This window comes from Arthrobacter sp. BK1, from assembly GCF_056680055.1.
The window spans coordinates 2007544-2031862 of sequence record NZ_CM155263.1 but is presented as its reverse complement, the minus strand read 5'-3'; the positions used below and the strand labels follow the sequence as shown (position 1 = coordinate 2031862).

23 protein-coding genes are annotated in these 24319 nt (G+C 65.8%); 7 read left to right on the top strand and 16 right to left on the bottom strand.

The window, feature by feature from the left end; genetic code table 11:
• The first annotated feature begins 92 nt into the window (after positions 1-92).
• From AC1MCA_RS09175 to AC1MCA_RS09165, 3 genes are all read left to right on the top strand, one after another.
• A complete protein-coding gene (locus AC1MCA_RS09175) occupies positions 93-1496 on the top strand; it encodes an MFS transporter (RefSeq protein WP_479802868.1) in 1404 nt (467 codons plus the stop codon).
• Between the two features lie 60 nt (positions 1497-1556).
• Positions 1557-2813 (top strand): aminopeptidase P family protein, encoded by a 1257-nt coding sequence (locus AC1MCA_RS09170; protein ID WP_479802866.1) that lies wholly within the window; start codon positions 1557-1559, stop codon positions 2811-2813.
• A gap of 174 nt (positions 2814-2987) precedes the next feature.
• Entirely contained in the window at positions 2988-3809 is an 822-nt protein-coding gene (locus AC1MCA_RS09165) for an IclR family transcriptional regulator (RefSeq protein WP_108600816.1), read from the top strand.
• Between the two features lie 130 nt (positions 3810-3939).
• Here the strand turns inward: AC1MCA_RS09165 and AC1MCA_RS09160 are convergent, their stop codons facing one another.
• The 5 genes from AC1MCA_RS09160 to AC1MCA_RS09140 all read right to left on the bottom strand — a co-directional run bounded on the left by AC1MCA_RS09160 (position 3940) and on the right by AC1MCA_RS09140 (position 6897).
• Positions 3940-4239: a hypothetical protein gene (locus AC1MCA_RS09160; protein WP_479802864.1), complete on the bottom strand. Its 300-nt coding sequence runs from the start codon at positions 4237-4239 to the stop codon at positions 3940-3942.
• Positions 4226-4969: a GAF and ANTAR domain-containing protein gene (locus AC1MCA_RS09155; protein WP_479802862.1), complete on the bottom strand. Its 744-nt coding sequence runs from the start codon at positions 4967-4969 to the stop codon at positions 4226-4228. Before AC1MCA_RS09155 ends, AC1MCA_RS09160 begins: the two co-directional genes overlap by 14 nt.
• Positions 4970-5108: 139 nt before the next feature.
• A complete protein-coding gene (locus tag AC1MCA_RS09150; protein WP_479802860.1) occupies positions 5109-5891 on the bottom strand; it encodes an ANTAR domain-containing protein in 783 nt (260 codons plus the stop codon).
• Between the two features lie 10 nt (positions 5892-5901).
• Entirely contained in the window at positions 5902-6150 is a 249-nt protein-coding gene (locus AC1MCA_RS09145; RefSeq protein ID WP_479802858.1) for a hypothetical protein, read from the bottom strand.
• A gap of 15 nt (positions 6151-6165) precedes the next feature.
• Positions 6166-6897, bottom strand: coding sequence for a GAF and ANTAR domain-containing protein (locus AC1MCA_RS09140; RefSeq protein ID WP_479802856.1), 732 nt, complete (start codon positions 6895-6897; stop codon positions 6166-6168).
• A 416-nt stretch (positions 6898-7313) separates the two neighbouring features.
• On the opposite strand from AC1MCA_RS09140, the gene AC1MCA_RS09135 reads away from it, so the two are divergent.
• From AC1MCA_RS09135 to AC1MCA_RS09125, 3 genes are all read left to right on the top strand, one after another.
• A complete protein-coding gene (locus AC1MCA_RS09135; RefSeq protein ID WP_479803350.1) occupies positions 7314-8117 on the top strand; it encodes an alpha/beta hydrolase in 804 nt (267 codons plus the stop codon).
• A gap of 136 nt (positions 8118-8253) precedes the next feature.
• Positions 8254-8979, top strand: coding sequence for a FadR/GntR family transcriptional regulator (locus tag AC1MCA_RS09130; protein ID WP_479803348.1), 726 nt, complete (start codon positions 8254-8256; stop codon positions 8977-8979).
• Positions 8980-9067: 88 nt separating this feature from the next.
• Positions 9068-9835, top strand: a complete 768-nt coding sequence (locus AC1MCA_RS09125; RefSeq protein ID WP_479802854.1) for a glucosamine-6-phosphate deaminase — start codon at positions 9068-9070, stop codon at positions 9833-9835.
• Positions 9836-9981: 146 nt separating this feature from the next.
• On the opposite strand, the gene nagA is transcribed toward AC1MCA_RS09125, so the two are convergent.
• The 9 genes from nagA to AC1MCA_RS09080 form a co-directional block, all read right to left on the bottom strand.
• Positions 9982-11211, bottom strand: coding sequence for an N-acetylglucosamine-6-phosphate deacetylase (gene nagA, locus AC1MCA_RS09120; RefSeq protein ID WP_479802852.1), 1230 nt, complete (start codon positions 11209-11211; stop codon positions 9982-9984).
• Positions 11208-11891, bottom strand: a complete 684-nt coding sequence (locus AC1MCA_RS09115) for an N-acetylmannosamine-6-phosphate 2-epimerase (RefSeq protein ID WP_479802850.1) — start codon at positions 11889-11891, stop codon at positions 11208-11210. The genes nagA and AC1MCA_RS09115 overlap by 4 nt, the downstream gene beginning before the upstream one ends.
• A complete protein-coding gene (locus AC1MCA_RS09110) occupies positions 11888-12856 on the bottom strand; it encodes an ROK family protein (protein WP_479802848.1) in 969 nt (322 codons plus the stop codon). The genes AC1MCA_RS09115 and AC1MCA_RS09110 overlap by 4 nt, the downstream gene beginning before the upstream one ends.
• Before the next feature lie 197 nt (positions 12857-13053).
• A complete protein-coding gene (locus tag AC1MCA_RS09105) occupies positions 13054-13971 on the bottom strand; it encodes a dihydrodipicolinate synthase family protein (RefSeq protein WP_479802846.1) in 918 nt (305 codons plus the stop codon).
• A gap of 37 nt (positions 13972-14008) precedes the next feature.
• Positions 14009-14815 (bottom strand): ATP-binding cassette domain-containing protein, encoded by an 807-nt coding sequence (locus AC1MCA_RS09100; protein ID WP_479802845.1) that lies wholly within the window; start codon positions 14813-14815, stop codon positions 14009-14011.
• Complete coding sequence (locus AC1MCA_RS09095; protein ID WP_479802843.1) at positions 14812-16956, bottom strand: dipeptide/oligopeptide/nickel ABC transporter permease/ATP-binding protein; 2145 nt, start codon at positions 16954-16956, stop codon at positions 14812-14814. The genes AC1MCA_RS09100 and AC1MCA_RS09095 overlap by 4 nt, the downstream gene beginning before the upstream one ends.
• A gap of 3 nt (positions 16957-16959) precedes the next feature.
• A complete protein-coding gene (locus tag AC1MCA_RS09090) occupies positions 16960-17916 on the bottom strand; it encodes an ABC transporter permease (protein WP_108598073.1) in 957 nt (318 codons plus the stop codon).
• A gap of 114 nt (positions 17917-18030) precedes the next feature.
• Entirely contained in the window at positions 18031-19656 is a 1626-nt protein-coding gene (locus tag AC1MCA_RS09085; protein WP_479802841.1) for an ABC transporter substrate-binding protein, read from the bottom strand.
• A 163-nt stretch (positions 19657-19819) separates the two neighbouring features.
• Positions 19820-21541, bottom strand: a complete 1722-nt coding sequence (locus tag AC1MCA_RS09080; RefSeq protein ID WP_479802839.1) for a sialidase family protein — start codon at positions 21539-21541, stop codon at positions 19820-19822.
• 67 nt (positions 21542-21608) lie between these two features.
• Here AC1MCA_RS09080 and AC1MCA_RS09075 point away from each other — a divergent pair, with 67 nt between their 5' ends.
• Positions 21609-22565: a carbohydrate kinase family protein gene (locus AC1MCA_RS09075; RefSeq protein WP_108598087.1), complete on the top strand. Its 957-nt coding sequence runs from the start codon at positions 21609-21611 to the stop codon at positions 22563-22565.
• Positions 22566-22573: 8 nt separating this feature from the next.
• Here AC1MCA_RS09075 and AC1MCA_RS09070 read toward each other — a convergent pair whose 3' ends face one another.
• Positions 22574-22945: a LapA family protein gene (locus AC1MCA_RS09070; protein WP_479802837.1), complete on the bottom strand. Its 372-nt coding sequence runs from the start codon at positions 22943-22945 to the stop codon at positions 22574-22576.
• A 168-nt stretch (positions 22946-23113) separates the two neighbouring features.
• Positions 23114-24298 (bottom strand): ABC transporter substrate-binding protein, encoded by a 1185-nt coding sequence (locus tag AC1MCA_RS09065; protein WP_479802836.1) that lies wholly within the window; start codon positions 24296-24298, stop codon positions 23114-23116.
• Between the last annotated feature and the right edge of the window lie 21 nt (positions 24299-24319).

Sequence of the window (24319 nt, the reverse complement as noted above, 5' to 3'; positions counted from 1 at the left end):
AAACCTGCAGGCCTTGACTGTGTTACAAATCACCCATAGTCTAGTGCAACAGCGTTGCGCTGATTGCAACCCCAACACATCTTGGTGGATACATGAGTAACGAAACTTCCTCTCCGGCTCTTGCTGGAGGACCCGGCCCGGAACCGCATGAAACCCGTGACGGAACCCGGGCAGGCCGTAGCACCATGAGCGGCCAGAACTTTGCGCCTGCTGACAACGGTGTCAGCAAAGAAACCCGCCGCAGGGTCATCGCGGCAAGCTTCATCGGCAACTTCGTTGAATGGTTTGATTACGCCGTTTACGGCTACCTGGCCGTCACGATCGCCACAGTCTTTTTCCCTGAATCAGATCCCCAGACCGGGCTTCTGCTGACCTTCGCCCTGTTTGCCATTTCGTTCCTGGTCCGCCCGCTCGGCGGGTTCGTCTGGGGCCACATCGGTGACAGGGTGGGCCGGCGGACGGCCCTGTCGCTGTCCATTCTGATCATGTCCGGAGCGACCTTCTGCATCGCACTCATCCCCGGCTACGACACGATCGGCATCTGGGCTCCGGTCCTGCTGCTGATCATCAGGGTTGTCCAGGGCTTCTCGGCCTCCGGCGAATATGCCGGAGCCTCGGCCTTCCTCGTCGAGTACGCACCGGCCAACAAGCGCGGCCTGTACGCAGCGGTGGTTCCGGCCAGTACCGCTGCGGGCCTGCTCCTCGGCTCCCTGATCGCGGGCCTCCTGACCGTCCTGCTGACCTCCGATGCGATGCAGAGCTGGGGCTGGCGCCTGCCGTTCCTGCTGGCCGCCCCGATGGGCCTGATCGGACGCTATATCCGGACCAAGCTCGAAGACACCCCGGTGTTCCTCGAACTGGCGAAGGAGGATCAGGCCGTCAAAGCGCCTGTGTCAAGCCTGTTCAAGAACCACTGGCGCCAGCTGCTGCAGGCTGTCGGAGCCGTGCTGCTCAACGCCGTCGGGTTCTACGTGATTCTCAGCTACATGCCCACCTACCTGTCCTCCGAACTGGGACTGGGCGAAACCGAATCATTCCTGGCCACCACCATCGCGCTGATCACCTACATCGGGTTCATCTTCCTGACCGGGATGCTCTCGGACCGGTACGGCCGCAAGAAGGTGCTCATCAGCGCCTCTGTTGCCTTCATCGTGCTGACGGTGCCGGCCTTCGCGCTGCTGGGAACCGGCAACTTCCTGGTCATCGTCCTGGTCCAGATCCTGCTGGGAGCCATGCTCACCCTCAATGACGGGACGCTCCCCAGCTTCCTGGCCGAAATGTTCCCCACCCGGGTCCGCTACAGCGGCTTCGCGGTCAGCTTCAACCTCTCCAACGCGCTTTTCGGAGGCACCGCCCCGTTTATGGCAACGCTCCTGATCGCGGCCACAGCCAGCGACCTGGCTCCGGCCTGGTACCTGGTGGGTGCGGCAATCATCTCGCTGATCGCCGTGTCGCTTTCCAGGGAGACCTGCAAAGAACCGCTGCGCCACGAATAGCCCGCAATCTTTCCCTGCTTCCCTCCTCAAGTAGCTGCACTCAAGAAAGGCATCACCACAATGACCACCACAGCATCCGAGAACGCAACGTCCGTCGCCGAACTGGAACGGGTCAAGTTCCTGAAGAACGGCGAGAAAGTCAGCCTCACGTTTTCAGACACCGAATTTGAGCGGCGTCTCGCCGGCCTGCGCCGCATCATGGCCGAGAAGGAACTCGACGCCGTCGTCCTGACCAGCTACCACTCCATCAAGTACTACTCCGACTTCCTGTTCACCACCTTCGGCCGTTCCTACGCCATGGTGGTCACCAAGGATGACAACGTCACCGTCACCGCCAACATTGACGCCGGGATGCCCTGGCGCCGCAGCTACGGCGACAACATCATCTACACGGACTGGCGCCGGGACAACTACATCTTCGCCATCCAGGAAGTCCTGCGTACCCGCGGCATCAACCCGCGCCGCCTCGGCGTCGAGGATGACTCGCTGCCGCTGGACAACCGCAACAAGATCCAGGCAGCTTTCCGGTCGGCAACCCTGGTGGACGTGGCCCAGGCCGCGATGCGCCAGCGCATGATCAAGTCCGCCGAGGAAATCGAGGTCATCAAGCACGGCGCACGGATCGGTGACCTGGGAGGCGAAGCCATCCGTAACGCCATCACCGCCGGGATCACCGAGTACGAGGTGGCCCTGATCGGCACCGAGGCCATGGTCCACGAAATCGCACGGACCTTCCCCAACTCCGAAATCCGCGACACCTGGGTGTGGTTCCAGTCCGGCATCAACACCGACGGCGCCCACAACTGGGCTACCACCCGCAAGATCCAGGAACACGACATCCTGTCCCTGAACTGCTTCCCCATGACCTCCGGCTACTACACCGCCCTGGAACGCACCCTGTTCTACGGCGAACCGGACGCCCGCTCCCTGGAGCTGTGGAACATCAACGTTGAGGTCCACAAGCGTGGCCTGGAACTCATCAAGCCCGGTGCGGTCTGCAAGGACATCGCGGCCGAGCTCAACGAGATCTACGTTGGTCACGGGCTGCTGGCCAACCGGACGTTCGGCTACGGACACTCCTTCGGCGTCCTGAGCCACTACTACGGCCGGGAAGCCGGGCTGGAACTCCGCGAAGACATCGACACTGTCCTGGAGCCGGGCATGGTGGTCTCCATGGAACCGATGATCACCGTCATGGACGGCCAGCCGGGCGCCGGCGGCTACCGCGAACACGACATCCTGGTGGTCGGCGAGGACGGCGCGGAGAACATCACCAAGTTCCCGTTCGGCCCTGAGTACAACATCATCGGAGCCTGACCCGGCGACCCGACCTGGCAACGCGGGGTCACTCCCGGCCCAGTCCCGGGCATTTTACGGGCCGAAAGTGACCCCGCGTTGGGGTTAAGGTGACCCAGGGCGAAAGCCTGCCGGCGGCGCCGCACCCAGTGCGGCGCCGCTTTCGGCTGACAATGCGCAATGATAGTGAGCACCATGACCACACCAGATTCCAGTGATACCAACGGCAAGAGCGACACCAAAGGTGCCTCCGTCATCGTCAACGCCATCGCGGTCTTGCGCTCCTTCACGGCGGACGAACCGTTGCTGGGGGTCACCGAGATCGCCAACCGTGTGGGCATGCACAAGAGCACGGTGTCCCGCATACTGGCGACCTTCGAACAGGAAGGCCTCGTGGAGCGGGATCCGGACACGCGCCGCTTCCGCTTGGGGCTGGGCCTGATCGCCGTCGCTGGTCCACTCCTTGCCGAACTGGAGGAGCGCCGCGTTGCCTACCCGGTCCTGCGCGAGCTCACGGAGCGGACCGGAGAAACCAGCGCGCTCATGATGTGGGAGGGCAACGAGTCCATCTGCGTGGAGCAGATCGCCAGCCGGCACCAGATCAAGCACACCGCGCCGCTCGGGGCGCGGTACAACGATGCGCTGAGCTCGTCCGTCCAGGTTTTCCTGGCCACCGAACCTGAGGAGCGGGTCCGTTCCCTCCTGCTCAGCGGAGCGATCGCCTACCCCGGGTTGGATGAGTCCAGCCTCGAGGACTACCTGCTCCGCCTGAAGGAAGATTCCAGCCGCGGGTGGGCCATCAACTACGGGGAATCCTCCCTTGACGAGGTGGGCGTTGCCGCCCCGGTCTACGACCACCGCGGCGACGTCGTCGCTGCCGTCCTCATCCCGGCACCACGGTTCCGGGTCTCCCAGGAACGCCTGCAGAGCCTCGGCGAGTCCTGCGCCGCAGCAGCGGACAAAGTCACCGCGCGCCTCGGCGGTCACGCACCGGGAACCGCCCGCAGCGAACGCTAACCCCGTCAAACCCTCTCTCACTTTAAGTCAGACCCTCTCTCACTTAACGCAAGGAAAACAGCGATGCTCTCGCACCACTGAGAGAGCATCCGGCGCATTCCTGCATTAAGTGAGAGAGCGTCGGGGCGGGCTAGGGGGCATCAGGTGACCCGTCGCCGTCGTGCGGACCGTCAGTGCCGAACTCGTCGGAGTAGGGAGCCCGCTGGCCGGACTGGCTGGCGAAGAGTTCGTTGGCGGCCATCGCCAGCAGGTCACGCTGCAACTCGGGGAGGGAAAGGAGCCCTTGGAGGTACGCCTCCACCTCATACTCGCCCACCGATCCGCCGATGCCGAAGTAGTACAGCCACAGATCACCAGTGCTGACCTGTGCTGCTGACAACGCTGCCTGCAGCCTGCTGCGTTGCTCGGGTTCGCTGCTATCGAAACCCATCACTTCTGCCTCTGTCCGGGGCGGATGTGACGCCGGTCAGGATCGCGGCGCTTACCTCCCTGAGTGTGCTGTGGGTCGCGCGGGTCTCCTGCATCAGGAGCTGAAGTGCCTGGTCCTGCGTCAGTGTGTGGCGTTCCAGGAGCACGCCGCATGCTCGGTTGATCATGTCCCTGCTGTACAGGGCGGCCTGAAGGCCTTCGCTGATGCGCTCCGGAATTTCCGCGGTCTGGATGTGTGAGAGGAGGGTTGCTGCCGGTGAGGCAAACAGTTCCATGAGGGCCGCCGTGGAATCCTCAAACACCCCGGGTCCGGCAGCGTAAATCTTCATGGCGCCGATGCCCTCCCCGTCCGCGATCAGGGGCGCACTGACCACTGACCGGACGGACAGGTCCCCGACGGCGGCACTCCAGTCAGGCCAGCGGGTGTCTGCGGCGACGTCGTGGACGAGCACGCTTTCCTGGGTGGCCCAGGCCATGAGGCAGGGCCCTTGCCCCAACTGGTACTGGAGGGCGTCTGCCCGTTCCACAATCGCGTCCGTAAAGCCGGAACTGACCGGCCGGGCCTGGGAATCGAGGATGGAGACGCCGGCGCCGATAGCTCCCGGAATTGATTCCTTGACGGCGCGGGACAGGAGCTGAACGGCGTGGTCCACTTTTTCTTCGGTCAGAAGCAGCCCCATGATCCTGCCGATGACAGAGGAAAGCTCATCCAGGGGATACTTCCTGATCATGTGTTTGCCTCCGGCCATTTCCGCGCGACCCGTCCCCGGGGGCCGTTTCACCCGGTATCGACCGTTTATTTACTTCAGCTAAAGACTATCTCTTGTGGTGCACTGCAACTCCGTCAGGCACGAATTCCGGTGCATGGCGCTATTCCTCGTAAGTCGTCGAAATGTCCTCCTCGCCGCCGATGGAAGAAATTATTGCCGAGGCCACTTCCCTCAGCTTGATGTTCCGGTGGCTGGAGGTCTTGACCAGGATCTGGAATGCCGCATCACGGCTGCACCTGTTCTGCGCCATGATGGCGCCAATGGCCGTGTCAATAACGGTGCGGGACTTCAGTGCGGCCGTGAGGTCGTCCCGGGCGTCGCGCAGGTGTGCAATGTTCAGGGCAAGATCCAGTGCTTTGGCTGAGATGCCTGCGACGTTTTCGGCTTCATCAATGCCCTGCTGTGAGAAGCCGTGCGCTGCAGGCGAGTAGAGATTGACCACGGCCTGCGCCTGATTTTGGAGCCGCATCGGACATGCCAGGATGGAGCCAATCTCCGCCGCCCCGGCAGCGCGGAGGTATTTTGGCCATCGCTTGTCCGAGTTCGTGTCGGGGACATAGACCGGGGTCCCCGACCGGAGGGCTGTCAGGCAGGGGCCATCGCCAAGGGTGTTTTGGAGTTCATCCAGGCCCTGGGCCCTGGGATCGCTGCTTGCTACGGCGAAGGGCCTCTTGTGCCTGATGACAGTCATGCCACAGGACATGCGGTTCCCGTCCCGCGAGAGTTGCCCGGCGATGATCGTTGCCATCTCGGTCAGAAAATTCCGCACGTCCGAGCTTTCCAGCACGAGGTCCTGGAGGAGGAGTACAAAGTCCTGCAATCCCGTTCCGGCCTCTTCGACGCCGCCAGCGAGTGATTCACGGATTTCTACGTTGTCCGACATAGCAGATCCTTCACAGTCCTTCCGCCGTAATCTCCTCGATGGCCGTGTGGACAAGATCCATCTGCAGGGGAGGCAATTCCATCATCTCGTGCAGATAGGCGTCCAGCGACAGCTCATCAGCGCTTCCGCCGATGCCGTAATAGTAGGTCCACAATCCCATCAGATTGATGTTCCCATGACGGTAGCGAGTGGCGGCAAAGTTGCGCATGTCCGCCTCGTCACCGGGTTGCTGAATCCCGAGGATGCCGTCGTCTTTCAAGTCATGCCCTTTTGTTTATCTTTCCCCACCCGGGGTTATGACAGGGATATCGGATGCGTTCTGCAGGATGTCCCGGGTGATGTCATGCAAACGGCGGTTGCTGCTGCGCGAGGCAAGATGCAGGAGCTTTACGGCATCTTCGTGTCCGCAGCGGTTGTGCATCATGATCAGGGACACCGCGGCATCCACAATTGCCCGGGATTGCAGTGCCGACCGCAAATGCTCTGGGTAGGCATCCGTTGGGTGCACCCGCATCGCCAGGCGAAGGATCCTTGACAGCGATGCGGCATGCTCTTCAACAGTGGCCACTGTCTCAGGATCGAAAGTGCCGGCGTCGGTCGAATAGCAGTTAAGGGCGGAGCGGGAACCGTTGCCGGTCTGGATGGGGACTGCCAGGACGGTCCGGATTCCTTCGTCCGCTACAGCCCGTGCATACCAGGCCCACTGCTCGTCGGATTGGAGGTCAGGGATCAGGACCGTATGCTGCTGCCGGAGCGCGGTCAGGCAAGGGCCGTTGTCGTAGGCGTACTGGCGCTCATCCAAGGCGCGGGCGGCCTCGGTGCTGCTGGCTACCGTGGCGGGCCCCGCCTCCCGTTCCACGGTGATGGCGCACAGCAGGGGAGTTTGTCCGCCCAGCAGGGATGCGGAAATGGCTGTCAGTCCCAACAGGAATTCCGTGAAGCCGGGGCTTTCCAGAAGAAGGTCCTGAAGTTGCTCGGCAGTGGGGAGAGCATCGTTGTCGGCCATGCGGCCTCAATTCCGTGCAAAGGCCGGGTCATTAACCCCGGCTGGCGGCTGAGCGCTCTCTGCGCGCACGGCCCGAATATTCAACCCCGGACCTGTACGCCACCTATATTTCACCCGAAATCTCCTACTACTGACATTACGCCTACCTGGTCACCTCGCGGGGGTTCCTCAACACATTGCTGACGGCTGCCTCCCGCACGCCGGCGGAATCCAAAGCCGGAGTGAAAAAGTGTCTGCAACCCTCGCCACGATGCACGCTGTAGGCTCGGCACATGGCTGATCTGCGGCGTCGGACGTTTGTCTTTCGCACGCTGGTTGGCGCGGCCGCCGCGGCGGCCGTTGGAAGTCTCGGCGCCGCGTGTTCGCCCGGCGCCGGGCGGGAAGGTGCGGCCGTTGGCGGCGCCAAGGGGGAAGCAGTGAAGCGGCACAAGTACCAGTACGGCGAGGATGCGAGCCAGTGGGGCGAGCTCTTTCTGCCGGACCTGCCCGACGGCGGTGAGCACCGTGGCGTAGTGGTGGTGATCCATGGCGGCTACTGGCGTTCGCAGTACGGGGCCGAGTTAGGGGAGCCCCTCGCCCGGGACCTGGCCGCGCACGGCATGGCCGCCTGGAACCTTGAATACCGCCGGGCCGGAAACGGCGGCGGCTGGCCGAATACCTTCGCGGATGTTCTCGCCGGCATCGACAAACTCGGCGACCTGGCGGCCCCGCACGCCCTGAACCTTGGGCCGGTTGTGGCGCTGGGCCATTCTGCCGGCGGGCACTTGGCCGCCTGGGCGGCCGGCCGGGGCAAACTCGCCCAGCTTGGAATGCCCGATGTTGACCGCCAGCTCCTGCGGACATCTGATGGCTCGGCGGTGCATCTTACCGGTGTGGTCAGCCAGTCGGGCCTGCTCAACCTGGCAGGGGCAGAGCAGCTGAACCTCAGCAATGGTGCGGTGAGCAACCTGCTGGGCGGATCGTCGTCGAAATATCCGCTCCGCTACAAATACGCGGACCCCATGACCTCCCTTCCGCTGCCCGTGCCGGTCTATGCCGTTCATGGGTCCGATGACGATACCGTTCCGCTGAGCCAGTCCGAGTCGTACGTCAACGCCGCTGCCGCAGCCCGGATGACTGCGAAACTGGTCATGGTCCCCGGCGACCATTACGCCCTCATCGATCCAAAAATGCCTGCTTACCGGACGTGCCGCGAGCTGGTCCGGACGCTCCTGGGTTAGATTCGGTCTCGCGGGGGTAAGAACAGCTCCAAATTCATACGTCATTTATAGACATTGGACATCCCATCTCCTGTACTCTTGAGTGGTAACCAGTCGCGACCCGTTATACGCGGCAAAGGAGGAGACCCACGTGGCCATCGCATCGCAAGAAGTATCGCCCGCACGTTTCAGCGCGCAGCTCCGTTCGCATGCCCTGCAGACACGGATCATGGACCTGATTCTGGACCGGGGACTGGACGTCGGTGACGCACTTCCTACGGAAAGCGAGCTCTCGGCCGAGCTGGGCGTGGGACGCAACACCGTCCGCGAATCCCTGAAAGTGCTGCAGGCGCTGGGGGTCATCGAGATCCGGCACGGCTTCGGCATGTTCGTGGCGCCCAACAACTTCAGCGCCCTGGTCTCCGGACTGACCTTCCGTGGCCGGCTGTCCCTCCGCCACAAGGGCGAGGAGGCCATGGAACTCATCGACGTCCGGCAGGCCCTCGAATCGGGGCTGATCGGATCGGCCATTGACCTGCTCACCGACGAGCATCTGGCTGACCTGCGCACCACCATGGAAGCCATGGAAGCCGCGGCCCGCAAGGGTGAGCCCCTCTATGAGCACGACGCCGAGTTCCACCGCAGGCTGTATGCGCCCCTGAACAACGAGCTGTTGATTAACCTCATGGACGTCTTTTGGCAGGTCTACCGCAAGATCCACCTGGCCCTCGGTACCGGCCCGGTCAATCTCGAGCAGCAGACGCAGGACCACTGGGAAATCTTCGAGGCCGTGGCCAACAAGGACAAGGCCCTCGCGTCCGAACGCCTGCAGCGCCACTTTGACGGGATCCGGCTGAAGCTCAAGGACGTTGCGGCCGCTTAGCCGGCACCTGCCTCCCCACCCGCTCCCACGCCCGGCGCCCCGGGCGTGATTGGACCTGCCCGCCCCCTTTGTAGAGAGTGCCTTTGACGTGGAAATTTTTGTTGTGCCTACCGCCTCAGCCACCGGCTCCGTTGCCGCCGGAATACTGGCCGCTGTCATCCGCAGCAAGCCGGACGCCGTCCTGGGCGTAGCCACCGGCGGATCGCCGTTGCCCATTTACGCTGCGCTCGCAAACCACCGGCTGGACATGTCCTCCGTCCGTGCATTCGCCCTGGACGAGTACGTTGGCCTGCCCGCGGGGCATCCCGAAAGCTACGCCGAAGTGGTCCGGCGCGAAGTGACGGAGCGGCTGCAACTGGACCCCGCCCACGTGAGCGTTCCGGACGGGGCCGCAGCCGATCCCGCGGCGGCCGCTGCCGAATACGACGCTGCCATTGCGGCTGTTGGGGGCGTTGACGTTCAGATCCTCGGCATCGGCCACAACGGTCACCTGGCCTTCAACGAGCCCGGCTCCGCCCTGGACTCCCGGACGCGGGTGGAGGTTCTCACCGAACGCACGCGTGAGGCCAACGCCCGCTACTTCACCCCTCCGGAAGAGGTGCCGCTGCGCTGCATCACCCAGGGACTCGGCACCATCCTTGAGGCCCGGCACCTGCTGCTGGTTGTCAACGGGCCGGACAAGGCAGGCATCCTCGCCGCCGCCCTGCACGGACCCGTTACCGCTGACTGCCCGGCATCGGTACTGCAGCTTCATTCGCACGTAACGGTGGTGGCAGACGAAGCCGCCGCCGCGCAGCTGGATGAGGGGAGCGGGCAGGTCACCGTGCGGGTGTCCGGCGCAGTCGCCGGGGTCTGACGCCCAACGACCGCGCAGCCGGCAGGGATCCGCCCAGCCTCCCAGGAACCCACGCCATGATCAAGCTTGCCGGGGAGCGCACGCGGATGCTGCACCGCGAATACCAACCCTCGCAGGGCTGCCGGGCATCACTGCCGGTAGCCAGCCTACTGACCCGCCAGCACACGCCCCGCCCGCATCACCAGGGTGCGCTCGAAGTTCCCGTCCACCACCACGACGTCGGCACGCAGTCCCGCGCGCAGGCTCCCCACCTCGTTGTGGAGCCCAAGAATCCGGGCCGGAACTGCCGTAGCGGACTGGACGGCGGCGGCCGGCTCCACACCGGCACCGATGGTCCGCCGCACAACATCCAGCAGCGTGGCCGTCCCGCCCGCGAGCGAACCGTTGCTCCGCAGCCGTGCCTCGCCGCCGCTGACCGTGACGGCGGACGGGCCAAGTTCGTAGTCGCCGTCGGGCAGCCCGGTGGCCGCCATCGAATCGGTCACCAGGATGACGTTCCCGGCACCCACCAGTTCGAAAACCATCCGCACTGTTTCCGGGTCGAGGTGCACGCCGTCGGCGATGAGCTCGACTGCGGCCGTCCCCGCGCGTGCCAGCCGGAGGCATGCAGCGACGGGGCCGGGAGCGCGGTGATGAAGCGGCGGCATCCCGTTGAACAGATGCGTCACCGTGGGACGCGAGACCCCCGGCTGCCCGGAGGCCGCCAACAGCCGCGCCGCCTCGGTCAGTGAGTCCGCCGTCGTCCGTGTATCCGCGTTCGTGTGGCCCAGCGACGGCGTCACGCCATGCTCGGCGAGCACCTTCACCAGGGCCGCCGCGCCGGGCAGTTCAGGGGCGTAGGTCATGGTCCGGAGGTGGCCGCCGGCCGCCTCGAGCAGTTCGCCCAGCAAAAACACGTCAGGATCGAGCAGGAACCGGGGGTCCTGCGCGCCGCAGCGGGCGTGTGAGAGGAACGGGCCCTCCGAGTGGATGCCCGCAATAAGCCCTTCCTCGGCGAGCGGGGTGAGGGCGCCGATGGCCCGGAGCAGATCCCCCCGGGAGGCTGTCACCAGGCTGGCCAGCAGGGTGGTGGTGCCGCTGCGGTGCAGAAAATCCACGGTGGTCCGGGCGGATTCGGCGTTACCGGTGGGGAAATCGCCGCCCGCCGCGCCATGGCAATGCAGATCCACCAGCCCGGGCAGGATCAAGCTGCCTGGCGGTAGCTCGAGCTCCTCGAAACCCTGCATCGACGAAGCGTCCATTCCTGGGCGCGGACCGACATAGGCGATGCGGCCTTCGGCGACGGCCACCACAGCGTTGTCCAGCGCCATGCCGTCCGTCAGGACAGTGCCGGACAGAAGGTAGCCGGCACCTGCGTCGTTCGCGGTGGGGATCACGTCAGGGCCTTGGCGAACCAGCCGGTGATGGTGGCCGGGTGGGTGATCGCTGTCCCGACGACGACGGCGAACGCGCCGGCGTCGAGCGCTTGCTTAGCCTGGCTGGGGGAGTGGATCCGGCCTTCGGCGATCAGCGGCACCCCGAAACCGGCGGCGGCGATCTGTTCAAGCAGTTCGAGGTCCGGGCCATCTGTCTTGGGGCGCTCGCCGGAGTAACCGGAGAGGGTGGTGCCGATCAGGTCCGCACCGGCCTCGACGGCGGCGGCGGCGTCCTCGAAGGAACCGCAATCCGCCATCACCAGCGCATGGGAGTCCGCGTGGATCCCGGCGACCGTGCGGGCCAGGGTCAAGCCGTCCGGCCGCGTGCGGCGGGTGCCGTCCACCGCCACCACGTGTGCGCCGGCGTTGGCCACAGCCAGGGCGTGCCGCAGCGTGGGAGTGATGAAGACGCCGCCGTGTCCGTCCTTCCAGAGCCCGATCACCGGGACCTCGACGGCGGTGCGCGTGAACTGCACGTCGGCCAGGCCCTGGACGCGGATGGCAGCCGCCCCGCCGATAACGGCCGACGCCGCCACCTGGCCTGTGGTGCGCGGGTCCCGCATCGGCTCACCCGGGTACGCCTGGCAGGAAACGATCAGCCGGCCGCGGAGGGCTTCGAGGGCTTCGGGGGTCAGGATCACTGGGGGTTCCTTTGGAGCGTAGGGCCGGTGGTGAGGATCAGGCTTGCCGCGCCAACCATGGCGGCCGCGTTGCCGAGTTTAGCGGGCATGACCGGCAGGGCAGCCAAGGCCGGCAGCAGTTCGGCGCGGAGGGTGCGCTCCATCGGCCGCCACCAACGTGCGCCGGCTTCGGAGAGTCCGCCTGAAACCACCACAACCTCGGGGTCCAGGATGTTGGCGAGCCCGCCCACGGCCTGCCCGGCAGCCCCGGCACCGAGGCCCACCGCCTGGATGGCCAGTGCGTCGCCGGTACCGGCACGGGCAAAGACGCTGCGGGCGTCCGGGGCCGGGGCGGTGCCGCCCAGACGCACGTACGTTTCACGGATGGCCGGTCCGGAGGCGATGGCTTCAACGTGCCCGGCTCCGCCGCAGACGCAGGGGAGCGGGGCGCCGCCGTGCTGGGCATAGGGCGACGCGAAATGGCCCACGTGCCCGGCCACATAGCGGTGGCCCAGAACGGGCTTGCCGGCCAGGACAAAACTGCCGCCGACGCCGGTGCCGAAGGCCACCAGGAGCGAACTGGCGGTTCCCGCCGCAGCGCCGGTCCACGCCTCACCAAGCGCATGCGCGTGGACATCGTTCACGGCGCGAACGGCGTCCGGAGCCAGCCCCAGCCGGGCGGCCAGTCCCGCGGTCAGCTCCGTCCCGGCCCAGCCGAGGATCGCGTCGGTCGCGGACACCACAACGCCGCGCCCGGAGTCAATCACCCCGGCCGACCCAACCCCGACGCCCGCCACGCACAGGCCCTCTGCTTGAGCCTTCGCAATAAGGGCAGAAACCAGCGCCGACGTAGCATCGAGAATCGCCCCGCCACCATCCCGGTTCAGCGTCGGAATGGTCTCCGAAAACAGCACCTCACCGTCCGCCGAAACAACCCCGGCAGCAGTCTTAGTACCACCAAGGTCCACACCGATCGCGTACTGCATTTCTATCCTTACTGGTGACCACCCGGAGAAGGCGAGGCTTTTGCTGAGCGACTGAGGGGTTGTTTTGCGTAGTCCCGCATCGCCGACCAGAGCATTGCGCAGGTCGCGCAGCGACCGAAGCGGTGCGCCGGGAGGTGTCTAAGGGACGGCAAAATGATCCCTCAGACGCGCCGCGACCACCGAAAACGGAACCGGACCTAGACCAGCCCGTTGCGTTCCAGGATGACCTTGATGGCGGTCGTCTCGGTCTCGTTGAGGGACAGCATGGGCACGCTCATGGTGTTGGACTCGATGATGCCCATGATCTGCAGGGCGGTCTTGAAGGCGCCGAGCCCTGCTGCGCCGCCGGAGACGCGGCCGTTGGGGGTGTAGACGATCTCGAATAGGTCGGCCAGGCGGTCCTGTTCGCGGACTGCGCCGGCCCAGTCGCCGGCCTGGGCGGCGTCGAACAGGCGGCGGTAGCCGGCCGGATCCACGTTGCCGAGCCCGGGGACTACGCCTTGGGCGCCGCCGAGGAGGGCGCCGTCCACCACCACTTCGTGGCCGGTGAAGATATCGAAGTTGGGGATATCGCGGCCGGCCAGGAGCAGCTGGCGGAAGGAGACGTCATCGCCGGAGGAGTCCTTCACGCCGGCAATGACACCGTCGCGGCCCAGCCGGACCAGGAGGTCTGTGGGGAGCTTGAAGTGGGTGCGGACGGGCACGTCGTAGGCGAAGATCGGCTTGTCGATCGCAGCGTGGATGTCGCGGAAGTGGGTTTCGGTTTCCGCCACGTTGCCGATCGCGTAGTACATGGACGTGACCACGATGGCGTCGGCGCCGAGGTCGATGACCTTCCTGGCTTCCTCGATCACGCGGTGGGTGGTCTGCTCGTTGGCGCCCACGATCAGCGGCACAGCGCCGGCGTTGGCGTCGGCGATGGTGGAGACCACGAGTTCACGCTCGGCGTTGGTCATGTAGGGGACCTCGCCTGATGAGCCCAGGACGAAGAGTCCGGACACGCCGCCGTCGAGCAGGTGCTTGGTGACGTTCTTCAGCGACGCGGTGTCGATGCTGCCGTCGGCGTGGCGGGGGGTGACGACAGGCGGGATGACGCCCTGGAATTGGGTAGACACGTGAATTCTCCGTTGGTTGGAACTGATGAAGGGAAAGCTAGATGTGCAGGAGGCTCGGGGCGGCGCCCAGGAGCTTCTTGGTGTAATCGTTGGTGGGGCTGTCGAAGACCTGCGCGGCGCTGCCCTGCTCCACGATCTTGCCGAAGTACATGACGCAGATCCGGTCCGAGACGTAGCGGACGGTCTGGATATCGTGCGAGATGAACACCATGCCCAGGTTCAGCTGGGTCTTCAGGTCCGAGAGCAGGTTCAGGACCTGCGCGCGCACCGAAACGTCCAGGGCCGACGTCGGCTCGTCCGCCACGATGATGTCCGGATCCAGTGCCAGGGCGCGGGCGATCGCCACACGCTGCCGCTGCCCGCCGGAAACCTGCGACGGCGTGACCTCGGACGCGGACTGCGGCAGGCCCACGAGGGCCAGCAGGTCCTTGACCTTGGCCGCCCGCGAAGCTGCGGTTCCGATGCCGTGGATCTGCAGCGGGTCCGTCAGGATGTCCTGGACGGTCATCCGCGGGTTCAGCGCGGTGGCCGGGTCCTGGAAGACAACGGACACGGAGCGGCCGAATTCCTTGCGCATGGCGGCGTTCCGCTTAATGGCGGGCTTGCCGTGGAAGAGGACCTCGCCCGACGTCGGCACCTGCAGTCCCACAAGCACCGACGCGAGCGTGGACTTGCCGCAGCCGGACTCACCTACGATTCCCACGGTTTCGCCGCGGCTGATGGTGAAGTCGACGCCGTCCACGGCTTTGACGATGTTGGGGCGGAAGAGCCCGCCGCCGCGTGCATGGTGGTGGACCTTGACGTCCTTGAGTTCGATGACCGGCTTACCGGTGGATTCGCTCACTGTGCATCCTCCTTCAGATGGCTTGCCCAGTAGTGGTCGGCATCCCCGCCTCCGGCGGCACTTACGGATGTCAGGACCAGCTTCTGGTCCGGATCGGCGTCGGACCGCAGGGAGCGCGGAGCGAAGCGGTCACCGGCGGCGAAGTCGCGCGGGGACGGGACGGTGCCGGGGATCTGGTGCAGCCGGACGGCGTCGGCCTCGATGGAGAGGACGGCACCGAGCAGGCCGCGGGTGTATTCGTGTTTGGGGTTCTGCAGGAGTTCGGACGCCTGTGCTGATTCCACCACCTGGCCCGCGTACATCACCGTGATGCGGTGGGCCAGGGAAGCTACCAGGGCGAGGTCGTGGCTGACGAAGACCATGGCGAAGCCGAGCTGTTCGCGCAGGTCGTTGAGCAGGTCCACCACCTGTTTCTGGACGGTGACGTCCAGGGCAGTAGTGGGCTCATCCGCCACCACGATCTTCGGCGAACGGGACAGGGCCATGGCGATCAGGACGCGTTGGCGCTGGCCGCCGGAGAGCTCGTGCGGGTAGCTGGCGAGTGTCCGGACGGGATCGAGCTTGACCAGTTCCAGCAGTTCGGTGGGGGTTTTGCGGCCACCGCGCTTGGTCAGCTGCTCCAGCTGGTCCTTGATTTTCATGGACGGGTTCAGGGAGCTCAGCGCGTCCTGGTAGACCATGGCGATCTGCTGGCCACGCAGGCCTTCGTAGGCCTTGATGCTGCTGTGCTTGGTGGCAGGATCCAGCAGTTCCTTGCCGTCGAATGTGATGGACCCGGTGACCTGGGCGGTCTTGGGCAGCAAGCCCATGACGGCCAGGGAGGTGATGGACTTTCCGCAGCCCGATTCACCTACCAGGCCCATGGTTTCGCCTTCGCGGACGGTGAAGGAGACGTTGTCCACGATCGCGGTCTCGCCGAAACGGCCGGGGAAGCGGATGGACAGGTTCTTCACTTCAAGGACGTTCCGCGCGCCAACCGGGACCTGGGGGAGGCGGTCGGTGCGCTTGGCCTCGATGGCTGAGAGCAGTTCGAGTTCCTTGTCCAGGAGCAGGTGCGGGTTCGCCGCGGCAAGCTTCGGATCGGCGAGGACGGCTGCCTCCGTATAGCGCTCCTCGGTGAGGACATCGCCGTAGGAGGCGCGGACGCCGTCGAGCTCGTGTTCCTCCACTACCGACGGCTGGGCCACGGAGGTCGCCACCTGGGTATCAACAGGTTCCGCGGCGGCACCCACGGCAGCGCCGGCAACAACAGCTGCCGAGCCGTCGTCGTCCTTCACAGTCACTGCCTTACGCAGCTTCGGGTTCACCATGGCGTCGGTGAGGCCCTCGGCAAGGATGTTCAGCGACAGCACCGTGAGCAGGATGGTCACACCGGCGAAGGTGGTGGCCCACCAGCCGCCGGACAGCACCAGGTTGCGGCCGTAGGAGATGACGTTGCCCCAGGACGGCGCGGGATCCTGCACCCCGGCGCCCAGGAAGGACAGCGAGGCTTCGAGGATGATGGCGTCTGCCACCATGACCGTGGCGAACACCAGTACGGGGGCGGCGGTGTTGCGGACGATGTGCTTGAGCAGGATGTAGAAGCGGCCGGCACCGATCACCCGCTCGGCGCGGACATAGTCTTCGCCGTACTGCGAGAGCACGTTGGCGCGGACCACGCGGGCCAGCTGCGGGGTGTAGATGATGGCGATCGCAATGATGATGGTGGGTACGGAGTTGCCGAAGGCTGCCAGCAGGACGGCCGCCAGGGCGATGCCCGGGAACGCCATCAGGATGTCCATCAGGCGCATGATGATTTCGTTGACGGCCTTGCTGGACGTCGCGGCGAGGGACCCCAGAAGGGCACCGACGAGGATGGCCAGGATGACGGCGCCGAGGCCGATCATCAGCGAGGACTGGGCGCCGAACAGCAGCCGGGAGAAGATATCGCGGCCCAGCCGGTCAGTGCCGAAAAAGTGCTCGGCACCCGGCGGCGTGGCCGGGATGAAGGTCTCCAGCGGGTCATGCGGGGCGATGACCGGCGCGAAGACGGCCGCCAGGACGATCATGATGAGGAAGAGAAGGGCGATGCGGGAGCCCCAGGGCAGGGCCTTGAAACGGATGCCCGGCGCACTCAGCCGGTCTGCGAGCTTGCTGCGCATGAGCTATACCGTCCTGATTCGGGGGTTGATGAGCAGGTAGAGGAGGTCCACCACGATGTTCACCAGAACGAAGGTGACGGAGATGGTGAGCACCACGCCCTGGACCAGGTTGATGTCAAGGTTGGTGATGCCGTTCAGGATCAGCTGGCCCATGCCGGGAAGGGCAAAGATCATTTCAATCACGACGGCGCCGCCGAGCAGGTAGCCCACGCGCAGTCCCAGCACGGTCACCGGAGTGACCAGGGCGTTGCGGAGGACGTTCTTGGAGACCACTTCGCCGTAGGGGACGCCGTTGCCGATGGCGGTGCGGACGTAGTCGCGGTCCAGCTCCTCCACCATCGAGGTGCGGACCACCCGGATCAGCGAGGCCGAGACGGGGATGCCCAGGGCGAGGGCCGGGAGGGCCATGGAGTTGAGCCAGCCGCCAAAGCCGGATTCCGGCGTCGCGATGCCGCCGGAGGGGAACAGCGGGCTGGCGCCGAGGGCGAACCACTGGATCAGCAGAATGCCCAGCCAGAACGACGGCGTGGCGATCGCGGCGATGGAGAAGACGCGGACCAGCTGGTCCTGCCATTTATCGCGGTACAGGGCACCGAGGATGCCGAAGACCAGGGACAGGACGATCGCGATGAGGACGCCCAGGAAGGTCAGCTGCAGCGTCAGCGGGAACGCCGAGCCGATCATGGATGCCACCGATTTTGCCGGCGGGGTGGTGACGCCGAGGTCGAACCGCAGCAGCTTGGCGAGGAAGCCGAAGTACTGCACGATCAGCGGATCGTTCAGGCCGTTTTCCTGGCGGTACTGCTGTTTGGCTTCTTCGCTGGCGCCGTCGCCGAGGGCCGAGCTTGCCTGGTCGCCGGGAGCCGCCTGCAGGACGAGGAAGACCAGCAAGGTGATGCCCAGGATCATTAATGGCAGTGCTGCGAGTCTGCGGCCGAGCAGACGCAATATCGTGACCAATGTGTTCTCCGGTGTGTGTGGGGTGCTGCAGATCCTGTGTTGCGGGGCCTGCCCTGCGTGCTTCCTGGGGGGGAACAGGGGCGCAGGGCAGGCCTCGCAACGCAAGGGGGGTGCTTAGGCGGTGCGTCCGACGTCGATGAAGGACATGCCGGTGGTGGGCAGCGGCTTGAAGCCGTTGAGCTTCTTGTCGTCCCAGGCGCTGGGCAGCTGGCGGTGGAAGATCGGGTAGAGCGGGACTTCCTCGGAGATCAGGTCGACGATTTCGCCGGTGATCTTCCTGGCATCTTCCTTGGCAGCCTGGGAGCCCTTGTTCATCAGCTCCTGCAGCTGGGCGCGCTCCGGGGCCGTCCAGTAGGCGCGCTTTTCCATCCAGGTGGCGCCCGAGTAGAACCAGCTCAGGAGCAGGTCCGCGTCGTTGCCGAAGACGGAAGGGTCACCCGGGGCTGCCACCACTGAGTAGTCGCCGGCGCCGACGCGGTCGGTGTACAGGGCACCGGACTGGATGCTCTTGACCGAGACCTTGACGCCCGGGAGCTTGTTCCACGATTCGAGGATCAGCGGGGCAACGTCCTTGACCCAGGCGGTGTCCGTGGTGAGCAGCTCGAACTCGAGGCTCGTCACGCCGGCTTCCTTCAGCAGCTCTTCGGCCTTCTTGGCGTCGTAGCCGTAGACGTTCCTGGCCTTGACGTAGTCCGGGTGGCCTTCCTGGAAGTAGGAGCTGGCGGCCTTGGCGTTGCCGAACAGGGCCTTCTTGATGATGGCGTCCTTGTCCAGGCCGTAGTGCAGGGCCTGGCGGACCAGCTTGTTGTTGAAGGGCGCCTTGTTGCAGTTGAACATGAGGAACATCAGGCCGAAGGACTGGACAGATTCGACCTTGACCCTGGACTTGAGGCCGTCAATGTCCAGGTAGGGGACGTCCTCGATGGCCTGGACGCGGCCGGACTGGACGGCGGTGACGCGGGCTGCGGCGTCGGAGAGCAGGAGCCAGGTCATGCCCTTGGCGAGTGCGGGCTTGGGGCCGTTGTAGCCGGCGAAGGCTTCGAAGACGATTTTGTCGTCCTTGACGGCGGAGATGAGCTTGTACGGGCCGGTGCCTACGGGCGCGGCGTCGAAGGCCTTCAGGTCGGTGGCGAGGGCCTTGGGGACGATCTTCACCACGGAGATGCGGGGGCCGAAGCCGGGGAACGCGTACTTGAGGGTGAACTCGACAGTCTTTGCGTCAACCGCCTTGACGTCCTGGATGAACGGGATGAACTGGGAGAACAGCGACTTGTTCGCGGGGTCCATCACCCGGGTGAAGGAGAAGACGACGTCCTCGGTGGTAACGGGGGAGCCGTTGTGGAAGGTGGCGCCGTCGCGGAGGGTCACCTGGTAGGAGGTGTCGGTGACCTTCTTGGGGTCTGCCGCCGCCAGCGCGTTGTACGGTTCGCGGGTGGCCGGGTGGAGCTCGATGAGGCCTTCGAAGATGTGCAGGTTGGCGGCCATCGGGGTGGCGCCGGATGAGCTGAGCGGGTCGAAGCCCGTGGAGAGGGCGTAGGAGATGCCCGCTTCGATGGTGAGGTCCTTGTTGACTGCCGCGGCGCCCGCTGAGCCGCCCGTGGTGGTGGTGGCTGCCGGGCTGCCGCAGGCGGCCACTGAGGCGGTGAATGCTGCCGCAGCGCCCATGGCGCCGGTCAGCTTGAGGAAATTCCGGCGGCTGGCGTCGTTGACCAGCGGCAGGTTCTTGGTGGTTACATTCATGAGGGCCTCGCCATTCCAGAAGGTTTATCGGATGTAGGACGTCCGAGCTCGTAGGATGACTGTAAGCGCCATCACAGGCCCGCGTCAAGCGGCCGCCGGTTCCAACGCTCTCTCACGTACCGCACGCTTTCTCCCTTAATGCGGGTTTTGGGTCAACGCTCTCTCACTCCCCGAGGCTGACGGCGCCGGTATGGGTGTCGAAACGGAAGGCCCGACGGCGGCGCACGGCAGTGCCGTCACATATGGCGGTCACCCCGTATGTCACTTCCGCGAACCCGCGTGCCACATCAGCTCCGGTGACGGTGTAGGCGGGGGTGAAGTAGAGGGCTTCCTCGCCTGCGCCCAGATCGGCCGGCCGAAAGGCCTCCGAGCCGGGACCCGAAAGCCCGACGCCGATCAGGGGCAGGGTGCCTGCGTTGCAGGCCCTGCCGGTGAAAGCGACGATGTCCCCGGCCTTGTAACCGGGAATGATGGGGCCGTAGTTCAGGTCCTGCGCCTCCCGGGTGCCGATGACCTGCGCCGCCTCAGCCGAGTAGCCCTGCCCGATTTCCTTCCAGGTGTGGACGCCCCAGCCGTCGCTGCCGGACGGCATTACGTGGAACTCGCCGGCGTTCTGCCAGACTGCCGGGCGGCCGGGGGTGATGGAGCGGAGTTCCATGTCGAAGACCAGGGTGGGGGACACCTGCTGGACGGCGCCCGCGCGGGAGCTTGCGGCGGCGCCGGGCTCGGCGCCGGCCCTGTCCTTGGTGAGCTGGCCGACCAGTTGCTCCGCCGGGATCGATGCAAAGACGATTTCGCGGTACCCCTGCCGCTCGTAGAGGACGCCGATGTTCCCGTCGGGAAGCCGGGCCGCTGTCGAATAGGCGGAGCTTCCGGGGCATAGGACCAGCTTCGCGGGCCAGCTGCGGCCGTCGTCGGGGGACAGGCTCAGGACTGTGTTCCGCCGCAGCGACGGATCGTGGTTGTTCGTGGCCAGCAGCCAGGTGTCTGTCGCTTCGTCGGCGAACGAGCCAACAGTGGGCAGCCCGTCGAAGCGGACCAGCGAGCCGTTGTCGCCCGGGTCCGGGAGGTCCCCGACAGGAAGCAGCGCACCCCAGGTGGCCCCGCCGTCGTCGGATATTGCGGCAAGACGGCGCGGTGTACCCCGGCTGTGGAGGAGAAGCCGGCCGTCTGAAAGTGCAGCTACCTTGTTCTCGTTCGGGCTGAAGCCGTGCGTCCCGGCGCCGATGAGCTCCCCGAGGGTCCAGGCGTCCCCGTGGTCGTCGCTGTACGCGGACGCGGCCATAATCCCACCGCCCGCCAGGACAACAAACTGCTGCACCAGCCGGCCGCGGAAGGGGCCGGTGTGGATCTGGATGCCCTGCCCCGCAGCGGCAAAAATCCCGGTAATTTCCGGTTCGTCCGGGCGCGGGGATGGCCGCAGCTTGAGCTGGGCAGTGATTCTGCGGTGGTGCCAGGTCAGGCCGTCGTCGTCCGAGAAGCTGAGGTCGCAGTGCTGCACAGACTCATCAGGCTCCAGGCCGGCCGCTGCCTCGAAGAAGCCCGCCCGCGTGCCCGCGGCGTGAAACAGGAAGATGCGGCCGGCCTCCAGGTCCACCAGGAGGCTCGGATCGCCGTAGCCGTTGAGGCCCTCGCCGGTCCGCACCACCTGCTGGGCGCCCCAGGTCCGGCCGCTGTCCGTACTGCGGCGGAGCAGGAGGTCGATCGGGTTGGGCAGGTCGTCCAGGTTGGGGCGCCCATCGTAGGCGGCCAGCAACGTGCCCTCCCGGGAGACGGCCAGGGCTGGGATCCTATATTGGCGATAGCCGCCCGTGCCCCGGGTTGCGAGCACATGTTCGACGTCGGGCACGGCAGCCATCATCGGCCGGAGGACATGGGATGTCATATCTCCATGGTAGGCGAAGCTCGCTTCTCACAATGCCTGGCGGCGGCTTCTCTGGCAGAGTATGACCATGCTCACTGTTATCGGCGAAGGCCTTGTTGACGTTGTCCAGCGCGCCTCCGGAATCGAGGCCCACGTGGGCGGCAGCCCCCTGAATGTCGCGGTGGGCCTGGCCCGGCTCGACCATCCCGTGCAGTTCATCGGCCGCTACGGCCGCGACGCCTACGGTGATTCGGTGGCGGCGCACCTCCGATCCAGTTCAGTCATGCTGCCGCTGGGCCCCGATGAGCTGCCCACCAGCGTGGCCACCGCCCTGATCGACGACGACGGCGCCGCTACCTACACATTCGACCTCGCCTGGGAGCTTCCCGGCCTGGCGGACCGGTTGGCGTTCATGCTGCAGGGAACCACCCTGCTGCACACCGGTTCCATCGCCACGATGCTGGCGCCGGGCGCCGCAGACGTGCTGGCCGCCGTCGAGCACGCCCACCCGGCAGCCACTATCAGTTTCGACCCGAACTGCCGCCCCAGCATCATCACCGATGTGGACTATGCGCGGCGGCAGGCGGAGAAGTTTGTCACCTTGTCAGACGTGGTCAAGGCCTCAGACGAGGACCTTGCGTGGCTCTACCCGCGCGCGGATGTGCTGGATTCTGCCCGCCGGTGGCTGGCCCTGGGCGGTTCGGAAGGGCCTGCCATGGTGGTTGTCACGCGCGGTGCGGCCGGCCCGTGGGGTGTCACGGCCGCTGGTGAGGCGGAGTATCCGGCCCCCGGAGTGGAGGTGGCTGACACCGTGGGTGCGGGGGATTCGTTCATGGCCGCGCTGCTCTCCGGGATTGTGGACCGCGGCCTGGATGGAGCCCAGAACCGGGAGGAACTCCGGGATCTCCCGGCCGAGGGCCTGGCTGAGCTCCTGGCCCACGCATCCAAGGCTGCCGCCATCACCGTCTCGCGGCCCGGTGCCAACCCACCCACCCGCGCGGAGCTGAACGCTGTCCCGGAGGAACACGCGGGGGCGGGGGAGTAGCTCAGCGGTTAAGCGCCGGTGACTTTGCGGCGCCGCTTTTCGCTGTGCCTCAGCTGCAGGATGCGGGCACCACCGGCGATCGCTACCAGGATGCCGCCTCCGACGGCTGCGATGAAGAAGGCCACGCCCTGGGCAAGCCGGCCCTCAAAGCCGAGGAATTTCACGGCCACCATGTCCTGGTTCTGGATGAAGAAGATGATCAGCAGCACCAGCACCACCAGGCTGACAGCCACGGCACTCCAGATGACGGCAGCCCGGGTGACGCGGTTAGGCGCGGACACGCCCGCAGGCGGAGGAACAGGTTCCCCGCGCCGGGCCGTCGGCGCGGCATCCGGGGCCGGGGGTACAGCAGCGGGCGGCAGGGGTTCTTCTGTGCTCATACGGTCATTGTCTCTCTGCGCCGGCCACTTTGGCGGGATGCGGTGAGAGTCCTAACGTTGGTCGCCCAAAAAAGGCCGTCGGGACACGCAAAAGCCCATCCGTCCGGAACTGAGGCCAGTTCCGGACGGATGAGCGGGTTACGTGAGGGTGCAGCCTGAACCGTGTGGCTACTCCTTGCCCAGCCCCGCTGCCGAGGTTTTGTCCCCGGTCACCTCGTTGAGGGCGGTCAGATCAAAGATCCCGTTGATATCGGCCTGCTTGGTGGTGCCGGCCTCGACGCCGTCCTTGAGCAGCTTGGGGTAGGTCCCGGCGAGCGGATCCACCGTGAAGACGATGTTTTTCAGTGACCTGTCGATGACGTCGGCTTTGAGTTCAGCGCCCGGTGCTTCCTTGAGGGCTGCGTTGATGACGGTGGCTTTTTCGCCGGCTGCTGCACCATTGAGCCACTCCACGGACTTTACGTGGCCCTTGAGCAGCGCCTTGATGGTGTCCGGGTGTTCGGCCGCGAACTTCTGGTTCACGATCAGGATGGTGGTGGGGAACTCGCCGGCCTTGCCGGAGAGGGAGCCGTCCCAGAGGTCCTTTTCATCCACGAGCACCTTGGCGCCGGCGGTCAGCACCAGCCGGGAGGCCCACGGCTCAGGCAGCCACGCGCCGTCGAGCTTTCCGTCCTGGAACAGTTTCAGCGTCTGGGCGTTTTCGGTGGGGTTGATGGCGACGTCGCCGCTGCCGTCAACGTTGGTGTTGTAGCCCTGGGTGGACAGCCAGGCGCGGAGTGCCACGTCCTGGGTGCCGCCGAGCTGGGGCGATGCGAGGGTCTTGCCCTTGAGGTCTGCCGCGGAGGTGATTTCCGGTTTCACCACCAGCTGCGCACCGCCGGCTGCGGCCCCGGCGATGATGTGCACCGATTCGCCGGCGCTCTTGACGAAAGAATTGATCGCCGGGTTCGGCCCGATGTACGTGGCGTCGATGGCGCCTGCGTTGAGGGCCTCGATCGCGGCAGGTCCGGCGTTGAAGACCTGGGTGCTGAGCTTGGTGTCGCCCAATTCCTCGGCGATGTAGCCCTGGCTGACACCAACCAGTGCCGGCGCGTGGGTGACGTTTCCGAAGTAGCCAAGCTTGAGCTCCGCTGCGGGGTTGCCCGCCGGTGCCGCGACTGAGGCGGGGGAGGTGCCTGCGTTATTTGCGGAGACTGCGGAGGCCACCGCAACGCCGCCGCCCACCAGGGCAACCAGCCCGGCGATAACGCCGATCTTCAGGCCGAGCGGACGCTTGGGCGTGGAGGACTGGCCAGCCACGATGCGGGTGGATGCCTGTTGGTTCTGCGGACTCTTGTCCTGGGGAGTTGTCATGGGATTTCCTTCGCTGGCGGA

Excerpts from the sequence above, each read along its gene's own strand:
- AC1MCA_RS09175 (WP_479802868.1), top strand. The coding sequence starts at position 93 with ATGAGTAACGAAACTTCCTCTCCGGCTCTTGCTGGAGGACCCGGCCCG.
- AC1MCA_RS09170 (WP_479802866.1), top strand. The coding sequence starts at position 1,557 with ATGACCACCACAGCATCCGAGAACGCAACGTCCGTCGCCGAACTGGAA.
- AC1MCA_RS09165 (WP_108600816.1), top strand. The coding sequence starts at position 2,988 with ATGACCACACCAGATTCCAGTGATACCAACGGCAAGAGCGACACCAAA.
- AC1MCA_RS09160 (WP_479802864.1), bottom strand. The coding sequence starts at position 4,239 with ATGGGTTTCGATAGCAGCGAACCCGAGCAACGCAGCAGGCTGCAGGCA.
- AC1MCA_RS09155 (WP_479802862.1), bottom strand. The coding sequence starts at position 4,969 with ATGATCAGGAAGTATCCCCTGGATGAGCTTTCCTCTGTCATCGGCAGG.
- AC1MCA_RS09150 (WP_479802860.1), bottom strand. The coding sequence starts at position 5,891 with ATGTCGGACAACGTAGAAATCCGTGAATCACTCGCTGGCGGCGTCGAA.
- AC1MCA_RS09140 (WP_479802856.1), bottom strand. The coding sequence starts at position 6,897 with ATGGCCGACAACGATGCTCTCCCCACTGCCGAGCAACTTCAGGACCTT.
- AC1MCA_RS09110 (WP_479802848.1), bottom strand. The coding sequence starts at position 12,856 with ATGCAGTACGCGATCGGTGTGGACCTTGGTGGTACTAAGACTGCTGCC.
- AC1MCA_RS09095 (WP_479802843.1), bottom strand. The coding sequence starts at position 16,956 with ATGCGCAGCAAGCTCGCAGACCGGCTGAGTGCGCCGGGCATCCGTTTC.
- AC1MCA_RS09085 (WP_479802841.1), bottom strand. The coding sequence starts at position 19,656 with ATGAATGTAACCACCAAGAACCTGCCGCTGGTCAACGACGCCAGCCGC.
- AC1MCA_RS09080 (WP_479802839.1), bottom strand. The coding sequence starts at position 21,541 with ATGACATCCCATGTCCTCCGGCCGATGATGGCTGCCGTGCCCGACGTC.
- AC1MCA_RS09075 (WP_108598087.1), top strand. The coding sequence starts at position 21,609 with ATGCTCACTGTTATCGGCGAAGGCCTTGTTGACGTTGTCCAGCGCGCC.
- AC1MCA_RS09070 (WP_479802837.1), bottom strand. The coding sequence starts at position 22,945 with ATGAGCACAGAAGAACCCCTGCCGCCCGCTGCTGTACCCCCGGCCCCG.
- AC1MCA_RS09065 (WP_479802836.1), bottom strand. The coding sequence starts at position 24,298 with ATGACAACTCCCCAGGACAAGAGTCCGCAGAACCAACAGGCATCCACC.